The 15919-nt window shown below is 51.9% G+C and carries 14 protein-coding genes and 3 pseudogenes; 7 read left to right on the top strand and 10 right to left on the bottom strand.

The genetic code is table 11. The features are described 5' to 3' along the window. Nucleotides 1-326, top strand: a pseudogene (locus BFF42_RS25105) (IS1-like element IS1B family transposase); the annotation flags it as partial. A gap of 146 nt (nt 327-472) precedes the next feature. On the opposite strand, the gene arsC reads toward BFF42_RS25105, so the two are convergent. Genes arsC through arsR form a run of 3 tightly spaced genes read right to left on the bottom strand, consistent with a single transcriptional unit; the run spans nt 473 to nt 2608 of the window. After that, nucleotides 473-898: a glutaredoxin-dependent arsenate reductase gene (gene arsC, locus BFF42_RS25110; RefSeq protein ID WP_000065769.1), complete on the bottom strand. Its 426-nt coding sequence runs from the start codon at nt 896-898 to the stop codon at nt 473-475. 12 nt (nt 899-910) lie between these two features. Then, nucleotides 911-2200: an arsenite/antimonite:H(+) antiporter ArsB gene (arsB, locus tag BFF42_RS25115; RefSeq protein ID WP_012421656.1), complete on the bottom strand. Its 1290-nt coding sequence runs from the start codon at nt 2198-2200 to the stop codon at nt 911-913. Between the two features lie 54 nt (nt 2201-2254). Next, nucleotides 2255-2608 (bottom strand): As(III)-sensing metalloregulatory transcriptional repressor ArsR, encoded by a 354-nt coding sequence (gene arsR, locus BFF42_RS25120; RefSeq protein WP_000008954.1) that lies wholly within the window; start codon nt 2606-2608, stop codon nt 2255-2257. 739 nt (nt 2609-3347) lie between these two features. On the opposite strand from arsR, the gene dinQ reads away from it, so the two are divergent. Continuing rightward, nucleotides 3348-3431, top strand: a complete 84-nt coding sequence (gene dinQ, locus BFF42_RS25125; RefSeq protein ID WP_001295215.1) for a damage-inducible type I toxin DinQ — start codon at nt 3348-3350, stop codon at nt 3429-3431. Between the two features lie 53 nt (nt 3432-3484). On the opposite strand, the gene gorA is transcribed toward dinQ, so the two are convergent. After that, nucleotides 3485-4837, bottom strand: coding sequence for a glutathione-disulfide reductase (gorA, locus tag BFF42_RS25130; protein ID WP_000160789.1), 1353 nt, complete (start codon nt 4835-4837; stop codon nt 3485-3487). Nucleotides 4838-4908: 71 nt separating this feature from the next. Further along, nucleotides 4909-5751 (bottom strand): 23S rRNA (adenine(2030)-N(6))-methyltransferase, encoded by an 843-nt coding sequence (gene rlmJ / locus BFF42_RS25135; protein ID WP_012421448.1) that lies wholly within the window; start codon nt 5749-5751, stop codon nt 4909-4911. A gap of 202 nt (nt 5752-5953) precedes the next feature. Here rlmJ and prlC point away from each other — a divergent pair, with 202 nt between their 5' ends. After that, nucleotides 5954-7996, top strand: coding sequence for an oligopeptidase A (gene prlC / locus BFF42_RS25140; protein ID WP_001308122.1), 2043 nt, complete (start codon nt 5954-5956; stop codon nt 7994-7996). A 7-nt stretch (nt 7997-8003) separates the two neighbouring features. After that, nucleotides 8004-8756: a 16S rRNA (guanine(1516)-N(2))-methyltransferase RsmJ gene (gene rsmJ / locus BFF42_RS25145; RefSeq protein WP_000686609.1), complete on the top strand. Its 753-nt coding sequence runs from the start codon at nt 8004-8006 to the stop codon at nt 8754-8756. A 48-nt stretch (nt 8757-8804) separates the two neighbouring features. Here rsmJ and dtpB read toward each other — a convergent pair whose 3' ends face one another. Beyond that, the gene (gene dtpB, locus BFF42_RS25150) at nt 8805-10274 is read right to left on the bottom strand and encodes a dipeptide/tripeptide permease DtpB (protein WP_001098644.1); all 1470 of its coding nucleotides are present in this window, start codon (nt 10272-10274) and stop codon (nt 8805-8807) included. Between the two features lie 165 nt (nt 10275-10439). On the opposite strand from dtpB, the gene BFF42_RS27435 reads away from it, so the two are divergent. After that, nucleotides 10440-10493: a hypothetical protein gene (locus BFF42_RS27435; RefSeq protein ID WP_212591402.1), complete on the top strand. Its 54-nt coding sequence runs from the start codon at nt 10440-10442 to the stop codon at nt 10491-10493. A 96-nt stretch (nt 10494-10589) separates the two neighbouring features. Here BFF42_RS27435 and uspA read toward each other — a convergent pair whose 3' ends face one another. Continuing rightward, entirely contained in the window at nt 10590-11024 is a 435-nt protein-coding gene (uspA, locus tag BFF42_RS25160) for a universal stress protein UspA (protein ID WP_000323571.1), read from the bottom strand. Nucleotides 11025-11413: 389 nt separating this feature from the next. Here uspA and uspB point away from each other — a divergent pair, with 389 nt between their 5' ends. Next, nucleotides 11414-11749: a universal stress protein UspB gene (gene uspB, locus BFF42_RS25165; RefSeq protein WP_000626187.1), complete on the top strand. Its 336-nt coding sequence runs from the start codon at nt 11414-11416 to the stop codon at nt 11747-11749. Between the two features lie 242 nt (nt 11750-11991). Here the strand turns inward: uspB and pitA are convergent, their stop codons facing one another. Further along, nucleotides 11992-13491 carry an inorganic phosphate transporter PitA gene (gene pitA, locus BFF42_RS25170; RefSeq protein WP_000902777.1) on the bottom strand — a complete coding sequence of 500 codons (1500 nt, stop codon included), beginning with the start codon at nt 13489-13491 and terminating at the stop codon, nt 11992-11994. A 231-nt stretch (nt 13492-13722) separates the two neighbouring features. On the opposite strand from pitA, the gene BFF42_RS25175 reads away from it, so the two are divergent. Then, nucleotides 13723-14925, top strand: a complete 1203-nt coding sequence (locus BFF42_RS25175) for a BaiN/RdsA family NAD(P)/FAD-dependent oxidoreductase (protein WP_000439186.1) — start codon at nt 13723-13725, stop codon at nt 14923-14925. 315 nt (nt 14926-15240) lie between these two features. Here the strand turns inward: BFF42_RS25175 and BFF42_RS25180 are convergent. Together BFF42_RS25180 and BFF42_RS25185 are read right to left on the bottom strand one after the other, a co-directional pair. After that, nucleotides 15241-15579 (bottom strand): annotated as a pseudogene (locus BFF42_RS25180) (DUF2776 family protein); the annotation flags it as partial. A 14-nt stretch (nt 15580-15593) separates the two neighbouring features. Beyond that, nucleotides 15594-15919 (bottom strand): annotated as a pseudogene (locus BFF42_RS25185) (IS1-like element IS1B family transposase); the annotation flags it as partial.

Raw genomic sequence — 15919 nt, forward strand, 5'->3', positions numbered from 1 at the left:
TTTACGCGTATGACAGGCTCCGGAAGACGGTTGTTGCGCACGTATTCGGTGAACGCACTATGGCGACGCTGGGGCGTCTTATGAGCTTGCTGTCACCCTTTGACGTGGTGATATGGATGACGGATGGCTGGCCACTGTATGAATCCCGCCTGAAGGGAAAGCTGCACGTAATCAGCAAGCGATATACGCAGCGAATTGAGCGGCATAACCTGAATCTGAGGCAGCACCTGGCACGGCTGGGACGGAAGTCGCTGTCGTTCTCAAAATCGGTGGAGCTGCATGACAAAGTCATCGGGCATTATCTGAACATAAAACACTATCAATAAGTTGGAGTCATTACCCGCTACGCTCTACATATTTCATGCCATATATTGAATTTGCACGGTTTTGTAGGCCGGATAAGACGCGTTAGCGTCGCATCCGACATAAACAAAGCGCACTTTACCAACTATCGGCAGTGGATATCGCCGCTTTATTTCAGGCGCTTACCCGCTTCATCAACCACTTTCTCGCCATCTTCCTTGGAGAATGCGCCTTTTTGCGCATCTGGCAGAATTTCCAGCACCACTTCTGAAGGGCGGCACAGGCGAGTTCCCAGCGGCGTCACCACAATCGGGCGATTAATCAGAATCGGGTGCTGAAGCATAAAGTCGATTAACCGATCGTCAGTAAATTTATCTTCCGCAAGGCCCAGCTCCTCATACGGTTCGACGTTTTTACGCAGCAGCGCGCGTACGGAAATCCCCATATCGGCAATGAGTTTGACCAGTTCATCGCGCGTTGGCGGAGTTTCCAGATAATGGATAATGGTCGGTTCTGTGCCGCTGTTGCGGATCATCTCCAGCGTATTACGCGACGTGCCGCAGGCCGGGTTGTGATAAATGGTAATGTTGCTCATATCAGTATCTCATTACAAAGTGAAAGAGAGACGTAGCGCCAGCGCAGCCAGCGTCACAAACAGCACAGGCAGGGTCATGATAATCCCTGTACGGAAGTAATATCCCCAGCTGATAGTCATATTCTTCTGTGAAAGTACGTGCAGCCAGAGTAGTGTAGCCAGGCTACCAATTGGGGTAATTTTCGGTCCCAAATCGCAGCCAATCACATTGGCATAAACCATCGCTTCTTTGATAACGCCAGATGCCGTGCTGCCATCAATGGACAACGCGCCAACCAGTACCGTCGGCATATTGTTCATAATAGAAGAGAGGAAGGCTGTGAGGAATCCGGTGCCGAGCATCGCGGCCCACAGGCCGTTATCCGCCAGCACGTTGAGTACGCCAGAAAGATATTCCGTTAATCCGGCATTGCGCAGGCCATAAACCACCAGATACATGCCGAGCGAGAAGATGACAATTTGCCAGGGGGCACCGCGCAGGACTTTACCCGTATTAATCGCATGACCGCGTTTAGCGACGACAAATAATATCAGCGCGCCCACAGCTGCAATGGCGCTCACCGGAATGCCGAGCGGTTCCAGGACGAAAAATCCCACCAGCAGAAGCAGTAAAACAACCCAGCCAGTTTTGAACGTAGCAGGATCTTTGATCGCTTCTGCGGGAGATTTCAGCAGCGCCATATCGTAGTTCTGCGGAATATCTTTGCGAAAATAGAGATGTAGCATCACCAGCGTGGCAACAATCGCGGCGATATCCACCGGCACCATCACCGAGGCGTATTCGCGAAAGCCGAGGCCAAAGAAATCAGCGGAAACGATATTCACCAAGTTGGAGACAATAAGCGGGAGGCTGGCGGTATCGGCAATGAATCCGGCCGCCATCACGAACGCCAGCGTCGTGCCTTTACTGAATCCTAAAGCCAGCAGCATGGCGATGACAATCGGCGTCAAAATAAGCGCTGCGCCATCATTGGCAAACAGGGCGGCAACGGCAGCACCGAGCAGGACAATCCAGGTAAACAGCAAGCGACCACGACCATTACCCCAGCGTGAGACGTGCAGCGCCGCCCATTCAAAAAAGCCGGACTCATCCAGCAGCAGGCTGATGATAATGACGGCAATAAACGCAGCCGTCGCGTTCCAGACGATATTCCACACCACCGGAATATCACCCGGATGGACCACGCCCGTAACTAACGCCAGTACTGCGCCGAGCGTTGCACTCCAGCCGATGCCTAAACCTTTCGGCTGCCAGATAACCAATACAATGGTCAGGACAAAGATAGCGCCTGCCAGTAACATAATGCCTCCTGGATAAAACACATGCGAAAATACATATGTGTTTAGCTAAATTTTTTAACTGTAAATGTTCTTACTGTCTGCGGAACAGTTTTGTCGAGCCAGGTTGCGGACAATTGCCTGAATCTTTTCCTGTTCACATCGCCAGGCTTCATCAATTATTTTCGCCGCCCATGCTGGAATATGCGGCGATAAGCGGTAATGAACCCATTTACCTTGCTTGCGGTCCAGCAATAGCCCGCTTTCACGCAGCAATGCCAGGTGGCGGGAGATCTTGGGCTGCGACTGGTCGAGAGCAGTGCAGAGATCGCAGACGCATAACTCTCCCAGTTCGCTGAGCAGTAAAACGATGCCCAGACGGGTTTCATCAGCAAGAATTTTGAACAATTGGATGGGTAACAGAAATGACATATTGCGCTCCTGATTGTTGCAGGTAGTGTCTCTCTTCGAAGCGGATAAGTCAAAAACATATATGATTTAACGAATGTGTAAGTGCAGAGGAAGGTAATAGGTGTGAATTTTGAGTTGGCTATTCATTTGAAAGGAGGTCTGAATCAGGACGTAAAAAAACCGACTTTGCGTCGGTTTTTTACTTTCCAGCCCTGAGTTGGTGGCTCTGGCTGGAGTGAGAGAGTTCTTATCTAACAGCTCAATACTATTAGCCAGTGGCTAACATTGCAAGAATTAGCGATTTCTTCAGCTGGCGGAGGGAGCACTTCGGTATATATCGCAGTGACGATTTATATACTTTCACTGGGTCATCGTCATATTAAGCCTTGTCCGAATCCGGATGTAAAAAAACCGACTTTGCGTCGGTTTTTTACTTTCCAGCCCTGAGTTGGTGGCTCTGACTGGAGTGAGATAGCCATCATCTAACGCATCAATGCTAATACCATACTGAAACTATTGCAAGGACGTGCTGGTTTTATAACCTGCATGTACTGTATGATTATCCAGTTAGCTCTGAGGCATTTTCACTCTGGCAATGCGCATAAACGCTTTCAAAGTCCTGGTCAGAAGTACGGGTGGTGCCGTTAACTGATGCTCTGGCCGGAGTGAGAGAGTTCTTATCTAACAATGAGACATGCGCCGTGACAGGCAGTGGATGAGTAAGCGGATGCATTCTCACTCCATCGCATGGAGAAAACGGGTGATTGATAAAGCAATCATCGTTCTAGGGGCGTTAATTGCGCTGCTGGAACTGATCCGCTTTCTGCTTCAGCTTCTGAACTGATAGCGGAAACGTAATTAAGGGCTAAGAGCACACTACTCTTAGCCCTTTAACATTTAACGCATTGTCACGAACTCTTCTGCCGCCGTTGGGTGAATGGCGACGGTATTGTCGAAGTCTTTTTTGGTTGCCCCCATCTTCAGCGCCACCGCGAAGCCCTGCAACATTTCGTCCATACCAAAGCCAATGCCGTGAATACCGACAATCTTCTCTTCCGATCCAACGCACACCAGCTTCATGCGGCACGGCTGGCGGTGAGTGGTGACGGCGGTATACATCGCGGTGAAAGAGGATTTATACACTTTCACCTGATCGTCGCCATACTGCTCGCGCGCCTGCGGTTCCGTTAAACCAACAGTACCAATCGGCGGATGGCTGAAGACCACGGTCGGAATGTTGCTGTAATCCAGATGCTCATCCGGCTTGTTATTAAACAGGCGTTCAGAGAGACGGCGACCCGCTGCAACTGCCACCGGTGTCAGCTCCACTGCACCCGTGTTATCGCCCACCGCGTAAATACCTTCAATGTTGGTGTTTTGATATTTATCGACGACGATATAGCCTTTTTCGTTGGTTTTAACGCCAGCGGCTTCGAGGTTGATGTTGTCATTGGCAGGCTCGCGACCAATCGCCCAAATCAGGCAATCCACCGTTTCACTGCGACCATCTTCCAGCTCCAGCGTCAGGCTACCATCGGCATTTTTCACTACCGCTTTCGGGATGGCGTTGGTGTGCAGCTGCGGGCCTTCGGCGTTCATCACTTCGACCAGCGTTTCGGAAATCATCGGGTCGAAGCTGCGCAGCGGCGCATGTTTACGCACAAACAGATGCGTTTTCGCGCCGAGGCCGTTAATCACGCCCGCCAGCTCAACGGCGATGTAACCCGCGCCAACAACCGCCACGCGCTCTGGCAAAGCAGGAAGGGCGAAGAAGCCATCAGAATCAATACCGTATTCCACGCCCGGAATATCCGGGTGGCTCGGACGACCGCCTGTGGCGATCAGAATATGATCGGCCGTGATGGTTTCGCCGTTTACCTCCAGCATTTTGGCATCAACGAAGCGGGCAAAGCCTTTGATTACATCAACGTTATTTTTACCGAGCACGTTTTCATAGGAAGTATGAATACGGTCGATATAGGCGGTACGGCTGGCGATCAACGTTTCCCAGTTGAACTTGTTGATGGTGGTATCGAAACCATAATCAGGGCCGTACATATGGATCGCTTCACGGATTTGCGCCGCGTGCCACATCACTTTTTTCGGCACGCAGCCGACGTTCACGCAGGTGCCGCCCAGCTCTTTGGCTTCAATCAGTGCGCATTTCTGGCCGTACATAGCCGCGCGGTTGATGGAGGCTATACCGCCGCTGCCGCCGCCGATGGCGATGTAATCATAGTGTTTAGTCATGACAGAGTGTCCTTATCGTTGATTACCGCGATTGTAGCGCGAGACGTAATAGGTGCCAGCAATGGCTGCAATTACTCCGGCACGATCCAGCTTACGGTGGCGTGCCCGGTGCCTGCCGGAACCAGTTTGCTGTGCAGCCACGGCAGCACGTTATTCATCTGCTGTTCCAGTTTCCACGGCGGGTTAATCACAATCATGCCGGAAGCGGTCATGCCACGGCGATCGCTGTCTGGCAGTACCGCCAGTTCAATTTGCAGAATTTTGCGAATACCGGTCGCTTCCAGATCGTGGAGCATGCGCTTAATTTGCTGACGCAGCACCACCGGATACCACAGTGCGTAAGTACCAGTGGCGAAACGTTTGTAACCTTCTGCTATCCCGCTGACCACCGCCTGATAGTCGGTTTTCATTTCATACGGCGGGTCGATAAGGATTAAACCACGGCGGGAAACCGGCGGCAGTTTGGCCTTAAGCTGCTGGAAACCATCGGCTTTTTCGACGCGCGCACGGCTGTCTTTCTGAAATTCAGAACGCAGCAACGGGTAATCGCTCGGGTGCAGTTCGGTCAGTTGCAGGCTGTCTTGTTCGCGCAGTAGCTGGCGAGCAATCAATGGCGAACCGGGGTAGTAACGCAACTGACCGCTACGGTTGAAGTGTTTTACCACATTGATGTACGCCTCCAGTTCTGCGGGCAAATCGTCCTGCTGCCAGATACGGGCGATGCCTTCGAGATATTCGCCGGTACGCTCGGCATGTTCGCTGCCTAACTGATAACGCCCGGCCCCTGCGTGGGTGTCGAGATAGAGAAACGGTTTATCTTTCTCTTTCAGCGACTCGATGATCAGGCTCTGAACGGTATGTTTAAGGACGTCGGCGTGGTTGCCAGCGTGAAAGCTGTGGCGATAACTGAGCATGGGTAAAGGTGTTCCGGTAAGTAAAAATCGGCCCGTATTCGGGGCGCACAAAAGCGTATCAGGACAGTATACCGAAAAGAGGCCGCCGCCGCGAAAGCGTAACGTTTCTCATTGAAATTCACTACACTTAACCCCATGCTACACACATTATGTAAAGCGCCTGTTGAGCGCTTCCTTAACCTCTTTAACCAGGACTGCGCGAATGACGAATCCGTTACTGACTCCCTTTGAATTGCCTCCGTTTTCTAAAATTCTCCCGGAACATGTCGTTCCAGCCGTGACTCAGGCGCTGAACGATTGCCGCGAAAATGTGGAGCGCGTAGTAGCGCAAGGGGCACCGTACACCTGGGAAAATCTCTGCCAGCCGTTGGCGGAAGTGGACGATGTGTTGGGGCGTATCTTCTCCCCGGTCAGCCACCTGAACTCGGTGAAAAATAGCCCGGAACTGCGTGAAGCCTACGAGCAAACCCTGCCGCTGCTGTCGGAATACAGCACCTGGGTAGGGCAACATGAAGGGCTGTATAAAGCGTACCGCGACCTGCGCGATGGCGATCATTACGCCACGCTGAACACGGCGCAGAAGAAAGCGGTTGATAACGCCCTGCGTGATTTTGAACTCTCTGGCATAGGTCTGCCGAAAGAGAAACAGCAGCGTTACGGCGAAATTGCGACCCGTCTTTCTGAACTGGGCAACCAGTACAGCAACAACGTCCTCGATGCGACAATGGGCTGGACCAAACTCGTTACCGACGAAGCGGAGCTGGCGGGGATGCCTGAAAGCGCGCTGGCTGCGGCAAAAGCCCAGGCCGAAGCGAAAGAGCTGGAAGGCTACCTGCTGACGCTGGATATCCCAAGCTACCTGCCGGTAATGACCTACTGCGACAACCAGGCCTTGCGTGAAGAGATGTATCGCGCTTACAGCACCCGCGCCTCCGATCAAGGCCCGAACGCCGGTAAATGGGATAACAGCAAGGTGATGGAAGAGATCCTCGCTCTGCGTCACGAACTGGCGCAACTGCTGGGCTTTGAAAACTACGCCTTTAAATCCCTTGCCACTAAAATGGCAGAAAACCCGCAGCAGGTGCTGGATTTCTTAACCGATCTGGCAAAACGCGCGCGTCCGCAAGGCGAAAAAGAGCTGGCACAACTGCGCGCCTTCGCCAAAGCGGAATTTGGCGTCGATGAGTTGCAGCCGTGGGATATCGCGTACTACAGCGAAAAACAAAAACAGCACCTCTACAGCATCAGTGACGAACAGCTGCGTCCGTACTTCCCGGAAAACAAAGCGGTTAACGGCCTGTTTGAAGTGGTGAAACGTATTTACGGCATCACCGCTAAAGAGCGTAAAGATGTTGATGTCTGGCATCCGGATGTACGTTTCTTCGAACTGTATGACGAGAACAACGAACTGCGCGGCAGCTTCTACCTCGATCTGTATGCCCGTGAAAACAAGCGCGGCGGGGCGTGGATGGATGACTGCGTAGGCCAGATGCGTAAAGCTGACGGTTCTCTGCAAAAACCGGTCGCGTATTTGACTTGTAACTTCAACCGCCCGGTAAATGGTAAACCGGCGCTGTTCACTCACGACGAAGTGATCACCCTGTTCCACGAGTTCGGTCACGGCCTGCACCATATGCTGACCCGCATCGAAACCGCTGGTGTTTCCGGTATCAGCGGTGTGCCGTGGGATGCGGTCGAACTGCCGAGTCAGTTTATGGAAAACTGGTGCTGGGAGCCGGAGGCGCTGGCGTTTATCTCTGGTCACTATGAAACCGGCGAACCGCTGCCGAAAGAGTTGCTGGATAAAATGCTGGCGGCGAAGAACTACCAGGCGGCGCTGTTTATTCTGCGCCAGCTGGAGTTCGGCCTGTTCGATTTCCGCCTCCATGCCGAGTTCCGCCCGGATCAGGGTGCGAAAATCCTCGAAACTCTGGCAGAAATCAAGAAACTGGTTGCCGTAGTACCGTCTCCATCCTGGGGCCGTTTCCCGCACGCTTTCAGCCATATTTTCGCCGGTGGTTATGCCGCAGGTTACTACAGCTACCTGTGGGCTGACGTACTGGCGGCAGATGCCTTCTCGCGCTTTGAGGAAGAGGGCATTTTCAACCGTGAAACCGGGCAGTCGTTCCTCGACAACATTCTGAGCCGTGGCGGTTCAGAAGAGCCGATGGATCTGTTCAAACGCTTCCGTGGTCGTGAACCGCAGCTGGATGCGATGCTGGAGCATTACGGCATTAAGGGCTGATCATTCAGTGAAAATCTGCTTAATTGATGAAACAGGCGCCGGAGACGGCGCCTTATCTGTTCTGGCGGCCCGCTGGGGGCTGGAGCACGATGAAGACAACCTGATGGCGCTGGTGTTAACGCCGGAACATCTGGAATTGCGCAAGCGTGATGAGCCAAAACTTGGCGGCATCTTTGTTGATTTTGTTGGCGGAGCGATGGCGCACCGACGCAAATTCGGCGGTGGTCGCGGTGAGGCGGTGGCGAAAGCGGTGGGCATTAAAGGCGATTATTTGCCGGATGTGGTGGACGCCACCGCAGGGCTGGGGCGCGATGCCTTTGTACTGGCTTCAGTCGGCTGCCGCGTGCGGATGCTGGAGCGTAATCCAGTGGTTGCCGCGCTACTCGACGACGGCCTGGCGCGTGGTTATGCGGATGCGGAAATCGGCGGCTGGTTGCAGGAGCGGTTGCAGTTAATTCACGCCTCCAGCCTGACGGCGCTAACCGATATTACCCCACGCCCGCAGGTGGTCTATCTCGATCCGATGTTCCCGCATAAGCAGAAAAGCGCGCTAGTGAAAAAAGAGATGCGTGTCTTTCAGTCGCTGGTGGGACCGGATCTTGATGCCGATGGATTACTGGAGCCTGCACGCTTGCTGGCGACCAAACGCGTGGTGGTAAAGCGCCCGGACTACGCGCCACCGCTAGCGAATGTCACCACGCCAAACGCGGTTGTGACTAAAGGGCATCGCTTTGATATCTATGCAGGTACGCCCGTGTAAAAGTAAAGCAGGGTAGCGATAACGCTACCCTGCTTTCTGCAAGAATAATTAATGGCTTTCCGGCGTCGCAATCATGCGTTTCAGCCACGGCACCATCAACAGCATCACTACTGCAACGCCCAGCGTGACCAGACCAATCTTACCAAACACGTTGGTATAGACGGGCAACGTCTCAAGCGGATCGGTAATGTTGTCCGGCACCGCGGTAAATGTTGCCACATAGCCGCCCAGCAAGAACGCGGCAGCCTGCGTCAGGAACCACATCCCGAGAATAAAGCCCATCAAATGCTGCGGCACCAGGGCAGCAATCATCGCCAGGCCAAGGGCGCTAATAAACAGTTCACCTAAGCTCTGGAATAAGTACACCAGCACGATAAACCATGGCGATGTCAGCCCTTGTGCATCCGCAAACCACATTCCCGCAGCTGCCGCCGTCAAAAAGCCCAGTGAGCACATAAACATGCCGAGAGTAAATTTCATCGGCATCGAGAGGTCTTTGCCTTTGTTACCCAGATGCGTGTAAATGTCTGCCAGTATTGGGCTGGCGAGTACCACCCAGAACGGGTTAAGCGCCTGGAAGCTGACCGGGTTGATGGAAAAACCGAGAATTTCATGATGCACGTTGTTGATGGCAAAGAAGTTCAGCGATGTTGGCATCTGGGCGTAGAGAATGTAAAACACCACCGCTTCGAGCATCAGGACAAAGGCGACAAACATTTTATTGCGCCCGGTTTTATCCAGCTTGAATGCCTGACGAAAGAAGATGATGGTGACGACGATGGAGAGAACAATCAGCACCAGATTGGCGACTTCTACGTTGTGCATCAGCCATGCACATACGAAGATCATCACCACGCTGCCAAGTAATACGTACAACAGTTTGCTGAAGCTCATCGGCTTGAAGTCGGGTTCAGAACCAATGTCTTTCACCATTCCACGACAGGCGATGTAAACCAGTAATGCGATAATTAACCCCGCCCCGCACAGGTTGTAGGTGACTGAATAACCGAATCTATCAGCGATCACAGGGGCCAGCGATAACGCTATCAACGAGCCGATATTGATCGACATATAGAACAGGGTGAATGCGCCATCAAGCCGCGGATCTTTCGGCGGATAGCACTTCGAAAGCAAGCTGGCTGGGTTAGCTTTAAACAGGCCGTTACCGACAGCGATAGTCCCCAGGGCGATGAAAATCAGGTCAGGCTTAAGTAGCGACATGCCGGTCATGAAGTAGCCAATCGCCAGCACAAGTGCTCCGAGAACAATGGTGCGTTTGGTCCCCAGCAGGTGGTCGCCGACATAGCCGCCAATGGAAATGAGGCCATAGACCAGCGCAGCAAAAGCACCAAAAGTGACAAAAGCCTGCTCTTGCGAGAATCCAAGCTGTTTAACGAAGAAAACCGCCAGTACGCCCTGCACGCCGTAGTAGCCGAATCGCTCCCATAACTCGACAAAAAAGATCATGAAAAATGGGCGAGGTTGCTGCAGCATCCCCATGGGTGTTGTTGTATTCATATTTATTAACCTTCCAATACCATCCTGAAAAGTATGAACGCGTAAGGGATAACGCGCGAAAAAGTTTACATCTGTCAGAGATTCTTAATATTGATGCGGTGAATAGATTAATACACTATTACAACAGAAAATAACCAGCTAATCACACTAATGATGGAAAATATGATGGTGTTAAATGTTGTATTGGCAGGAGATTTTGATTGCGTACGCAGATCGTAGGCCAGATAAGGGGTTTACGCTGCATCAGGTAACAAGCGCGCCAAAAGCAAAACGCCCGCATATGCGGGCGTTCAGGAACACGTCGTGGAGGGAAGATTATTCTTCTTCGTCGCGCAGCGGAACAATCAGCATATCAACGTGAACGGTGTTGATCAGCTGACGTGCGGAAGACATCAGTTTGCTCCAGAAGTCCTGGTGGTGACCACAAACCACCAGATCCATATCGTATTTCTTGATTGCATCGACCAGAACCTGGCCCAGGTCGCCGCTGCCGCTCAGGGTTTCAGTGATTGGGTAGCCTGCATTAGTGGAAAGCTCGGTCAGCGCATGATGTGTCTCTTCAGAGATGCGTTTCTGCATATCACCCAGATTCACATCAATAAGCCCGGTGTATAGGTCAGAGTAGTTTACATCTACGTGGATCAGAGAAACTTTCGCATTGTAGGGGCGAGCCATAGAGACTGCTTTCTCTACCAGAACTTTGCTTTCCGGGGAGAGATCGACCGCGATGAGAATGTGTTTATAAGCCATAGTGTTACTCCTTCCATAAAGTTGTCGATGACTGGCCAGCTAGCGTTTCTTGTGCCGTTACGTCACCCGCGTCCTGCGAACTACGTGCGCGGGGCTAACCCAGCCGTAAAGATTCAGTGTTAAGACCATCCTTACCTTATAGCGACCCGGATGATCCGTCAATCCGCCTTGCTTACCCGTTAGATAAACAAATTTTCGACATGAATATATTGATAGTGGTTAACCTTCTGGAAAAAAAACAACCTGATCTCCTACACTATCTATAGAGCCGCTCGGATGTTGGTCACCACAAAAGCGGTTTCTCCAGGACCTGGTGTTAACTGATTGGCAGCGTATCGGGAGCGGTAGCCCCGGGTGGAACTCCGCGGGCAGGTCGCCGGGGAGGAGGTATGATAAGCACCGTCGCATTATTTTGGGCTTTATGTGTCGTTTGCATTGTTAACATGGCGCGCTATTTCTCATCACTACGCGCGTTGTTAGTGGTACTGCGTAACTGCGATCCATTGCTCTATCAATATGTTGATGGAGGGGGCTTTTTTACCTCACATGGCCAACCAAACAAACAGGTGCGTCTCGTTTGGTATATCTATGCCCAACGTTATCGCGATCATCACGATGATGAGTTTATTCGCCGCTGTGAGCGGGTGCGTCGGCAGTTTATTCTGACTAGCGCATTGTGTGGTCTGGTGGTGGTCAGCCTGATTGCATTGATGATTTGGCATTAAGCACTTCAGCAATAATAACGCATAAAAAAAGCGGGCCAGTAAACTGCCCCGCTCGAGACTGATTACAAACGCAAATTGCCTGATGCGCTACGCTTATCAGGCCTGCATAATCTCTGCAATCTATTGAATTTGCATGTTTTTGTAGGCCGGATAAGGCGTTCACGCCGCATCCGGCATGAACAAAGCGCACTATGTCACAATCTGAAGCGGGCCAGCTGACCCGCTCGTTTTGGTGCGTACGATTACAGGAACTGCAAGGAGAGCCAGTACAGCCCGCCGGAAAGCAGTACCGCAGCCGGAAGGGTAAACACCCAGGCCATCAGAATGCTGGTCACGGTTTTACGCTGTAAGCCGCCACCATCTACCACCATCGTCCCCGCGACAGAAGAGGAGAGTACGTGAGTAGTGGAAACCGGCATCCCGGTATAACTCGCCAGGCCGATAGACACTGCCGCCGTCATCTGGGCAGACATCCCCTGAGCGTAGGTCATGCCTTTCTTACCGATTTTCTCACCGATAGTCGTTGCCACACGACGCCAGCCAATCATCGTACCGATACCTAACGCCAGCGCGACCGCCATGATGATCCACACCGGTGCATACTCGATGGTGCTAAGCATGTCGGACTTCAGTTTCTTCAACAGGCGCTGATCGTCAGCACTCACGCCAGGTATCTTCACTACTTTGTCGATAGTGTCAGAAACGCACAGCATAATGCGGCGCATCTGGCTACGTTGATCAAGCGACAGCTTGTCGTAGCTTTCCACATCGGTAGTTAACATACCTTTCAGGCGGTTGAGCGCGTTAATGGTATTCGACGGATGGCAATGGAACTCCGCGGGTTGCGTTGCGCCAGCTTCCGGAGCCGGTACTAACTGATCAGCACCGGTAGCCTGTTTCAGCAGCGCAGGATGCTGCTCAAAGTAAGCTTCGACGTTGTTGATGGCATCACGGGTACGGGTGATTTCGTAGCCAGTGGCATTCATATTCACCACGAAGCCTGCAGGTGCGACACCAATCAATACCAACATAACCAGACCAATGCCTTTCTGACCATCGTTCGCGCCGTGCGAAAACGCCACGCCGATAGCGGAAAGGATCAGCGCAATACGCGTCCAGAACGGCGGCTTTTTCTTGCCGTCTTTCTTTTCACGCTCCGCTGGGGTCAGGTGGATACGGGCGCGTTTCTTGGTGCCGCTCCAGTAGCGACGCAGCAAGAAAATCAGACCGCCAGCAAACACCAGGCCGACAATAGGGGAAACGATCAGAGAACCGAAAATACTTAATACTTTCGGGATATTGAGTGCATCCACCACTGACGTCCCGGTCATCAACGCATTGGTTAAACCAATCCCGATGATCGCGCCAATCAGTGTATGAGAGCTGGATGCAGGTAAACCAAAGTACCAGGTACCCAGGTTCCAGATAATCGCCGCCAGCAACATAGAGAACACCATGGCAAGGCCATGAGACGATCCCATATTAAGCAGCAGATCCGTCGGCAGCATATGCACAATGGCATAGGCAACACTCAGACCACCCAGCAAAACACCCAAAAAGTTGAACACCGCCGCCATAACCACGGCGAGCTGAGAACGCATCGCGCGGGTATAGATAACGGTTGCCACGGCGTTGGCTGTGTCATGGAAACCATTGATGGCTTCGTAGAACAGCACAAAAGCCAGTGCAAGCAATAATAACAGCCCGGTATGCAAATCCAGGCCAGCAAACAAATGTAGCATAGGACGTTACGCCATTTTGAGGACATGAACGCGGCGCATTATCAGTGACTTTCGCGGCGCGGGCAAAGTGAAATATAGACTTTTTTTGATTTGCCTCCTGTATGGATTTCACTCAAAAAATAATTATCTTATATAATTCAGGCAAATACTTCCTTTTAGTAATATTGATGCTGGTGTGACCACTGAGGAATCTTTACAATTCACGCCCGTTTTTTCTAAGAGGAGCGCAACGTGGAAAGGTTTGATGCCATTATTATAGGCGCTGGTGCGGCGGGTATGTTCTGTTCTGCGCTGGCAGGTCAGGCAGGACGCCGGGTTCTGCTGATCGATAATGGTAAAAAACCAGGGCGCAAAATCCTTATGTCTGGCGGTGGGCGCTGCAACTTTACCAACCTTTATGTCGAACCAGGCGCTTATCTGAGCCAGAATCCGCATTTTTGTAAGTCTGCACTCGCGCGTTTTACCCAGTGGGATTTCATTGATCTGGTCAATAAACACGGCATCGCCTGGCACGAGAAAACGTTAGGACAACTCTTCTGCGATGACTCCGCGCAGCAGATTGTCGACATGCTGGTGGATGAGTGCGAGAAGGGCAATGTAACCTTCAGATTGCGTAGCGAAGTGCTGAGTGTGGCGAAGGATGAAACAGGCTTCACGCTTGAACTGAACGGCATGACTGTCGGTTGCGAAAAGCTGGTCATCGCGACCGGTGGGCTGTCAATGCCGGGGCTGGGCGCATCGCCGTTTGGTTATAAGATTGCCGAACAATTTGGCCTCAACGTGCTGCCGACCCGTGCGGGTCTGGTGCCATTCACTCTGCATAAACCGTTGCTCGAAGAGTTACAGGTGCTGGCGGGCGTGGCGGTGCCTTCCGTGATTACCGCTGAAAACGGCACCGTTTTCCGTGAGAACTTACTCTTCACCCACCGCGGCTTATCTGGACCGGCGGTGTTGCAGATTTCCAGCTACTGGCAACCGGGTGAATTTGTCAGTATCAATCTGCTACCGGATGTGGACCTCGAAACCTTCCTGAATGAGCAGCGTAACGCACATCCGAATCAGAGCCTGAAAAACACACTGGCGGTTCATCTACCGAAGCGGTTGGTTGAACGCTTACAGCAACTCGGGCAAATCCCGGATGTTTCGCTAAAACAGCTCAACGTGCGTGACCAACAGGCACTGATTAGCACATTGACCGACTGGCGCGTACAACCCAACGGCACTGAAGGCTATCGCACTGCCGAAGTGACGCTCGGCGGCGTGGACACCAACGAACTCTCTTCACGAACGATGGAAGCGCGCAAAGTGCCTGGGCTGTACTTCATCGGCGAAGTGATGGACGTTACCGGCTGGCTGGGGGGCTATAACTTCCAGTGGGCGTGGTCGAGTGCGTGGGCTTGTGCGCAGGATTTGATTGCAGCGAAGTCGTCCTGACCTGTTACCTAAAGATGAAAATTATTAGAGCCGCATTAAAAATGAGCTAATTTTGATAGTGGCTATCTTGTGATTATTTTCTAATGAGCCCGTGAACTGAAACCCTCCAAGCTTAATATAAGGTGGAAGGAAAGATGATTGAAAACTCACCCAGTGGCCAGATCTTTATAAAATATGAACAGGCTGAAAAAGACAGTAACTTTGTTGTTTTTTTATCCTTAACCACTATGCATTAATGCTGCGTTATTTCATGATGCCTAAGAAAAACCAGCGTTACGCAAATGGTCAACGCTGGTTTTATCCGGTACGTTGCAATTATTTTTTAGCAGAACCTGCTTCTAATATTGAAACGATTGAGAACAACGTAAAGCATACCGCTCCCAAACCGACCAAAACCCGCGAAGGAATAAAATATCCCATGTCGGTCTGCGCCATTTCCGCAAGAAACGATGCCAGGAAAAGGCAAAACAGGCAGGTGAAGACGGGAATCATCGGTATTCTGTTGGCTAACGAACAGGTACGTCTCCATACCAGTGCCAGTAGCCAGACTTTTGAGAATATGCTGTAACAGATCATTCCGAGGCAAATAAGAATAATGCCGGGAGCCAGTCGGGCGCTTGCATCGGAACTGACTAAGACGTATATCCCCTGCAGGTAATGACTCCAACTTATTGATAGTGTTTTATGTTCAGATAATGCCCGATGACTTTGTCATGCAGCTCCACCGATTTTGAGAACGACAGCGACTTCCGTCCCAGCCGTGCCAGGTGCTGCCTCAGATTCAGGTTATGCCGCTCAATTCGCTGCGTATATCGCTTGCTGATTACGTGCAGCTTTCCCTTCAGGCGGGATTCATACAGTGGCCAGCCATCCGTCATCCATATCACCACGTCAAAGGGTGACAGCAAGCTCATAAGACGCCCCAGCGTCGCCATAGTGCGTTCACCGAATACGTGCGCAACAACCGTCTTCCGGAGCCTGTCATACGCGTAAA

It is taken from the genome of Shigella sp. FC1661, from assembly GCF_001712525.1.
Classification (GTDB): Bacteria; Pseudomonadota; Gammaproteobacteria; order Enterobacterales; family Enterobacteriaceae; genus Escherichia; species Escherichia coli.

Excerpts from the sequence above, each read along its gene's own strand:
- pitA (WP_000902777.1), bottom strand. The coding sequence starts at position 13,491 with ATGCTACATTTGTTTGCTGGCCTGGATTTGCATACCGGGCTGTTATTA.
- arsR (WP_000008954.1), bottom strand. The coding sequence starts at position 2,608 with ATGTCATTTCTGTTACCCATCCAATTGTTCAAAATTCTTGCTGATGAA.
- uspA (WP_000323571.1), bottom strand. The coding sequence starts at position 11,024 with ATGGCTTATAAACACATTCTCATCGCGGTCGATCTCTCCCCGGAAAGC.
- arsB (WP_012421656.1), bottom strand. The coding sequence starts at position 2,200 with ATGTTACTGGCAGGCGCTATCTTTGTCCTGACCATTGTATTGGTTATC.
- prlC (WP_001308122.1), top strand. The coding sequence starts at position 5,954 with ATGACGAATCCGTTACTGACTCCCTTTGAATTGCCTCCGTTTTCTAAA.
- gorA (WP_000160789.1), bottom strand. The coding sequence starts at position 4,837 with ATGACTAAACACTATGATTACATCGCCATCGGCGGCGGCAGCGGCGGT.
- rlmJ (WP_012421448.1), bottom strand. The coding sequence starts at position 5,751 with ATGCTCAGTTATCGCCACAGCTTTCACGCTGGCAACCACGCCGACGTC.
- uspB (WP_000626187.1), top strand. The coding sequence starts at position 11,414 with ATGATAAGCACCGTCGCATTATTTTGGGCTTTATGTGTCGTTTGCATT.
- dtpB (WP_001098644.1), bottom strand. The coding sequence starts at position 10,274 with ATGAATACAACAACACCCATGGGGATGCTGCAGCAACCTCGCCCATTT.
- arsC (WP_000065769.1), bottom strand. The coding sequence starts at position 898 with ATGAGCAACATTACCATTTATCACAACCCGGCCTGCGGCACGTCGCGT.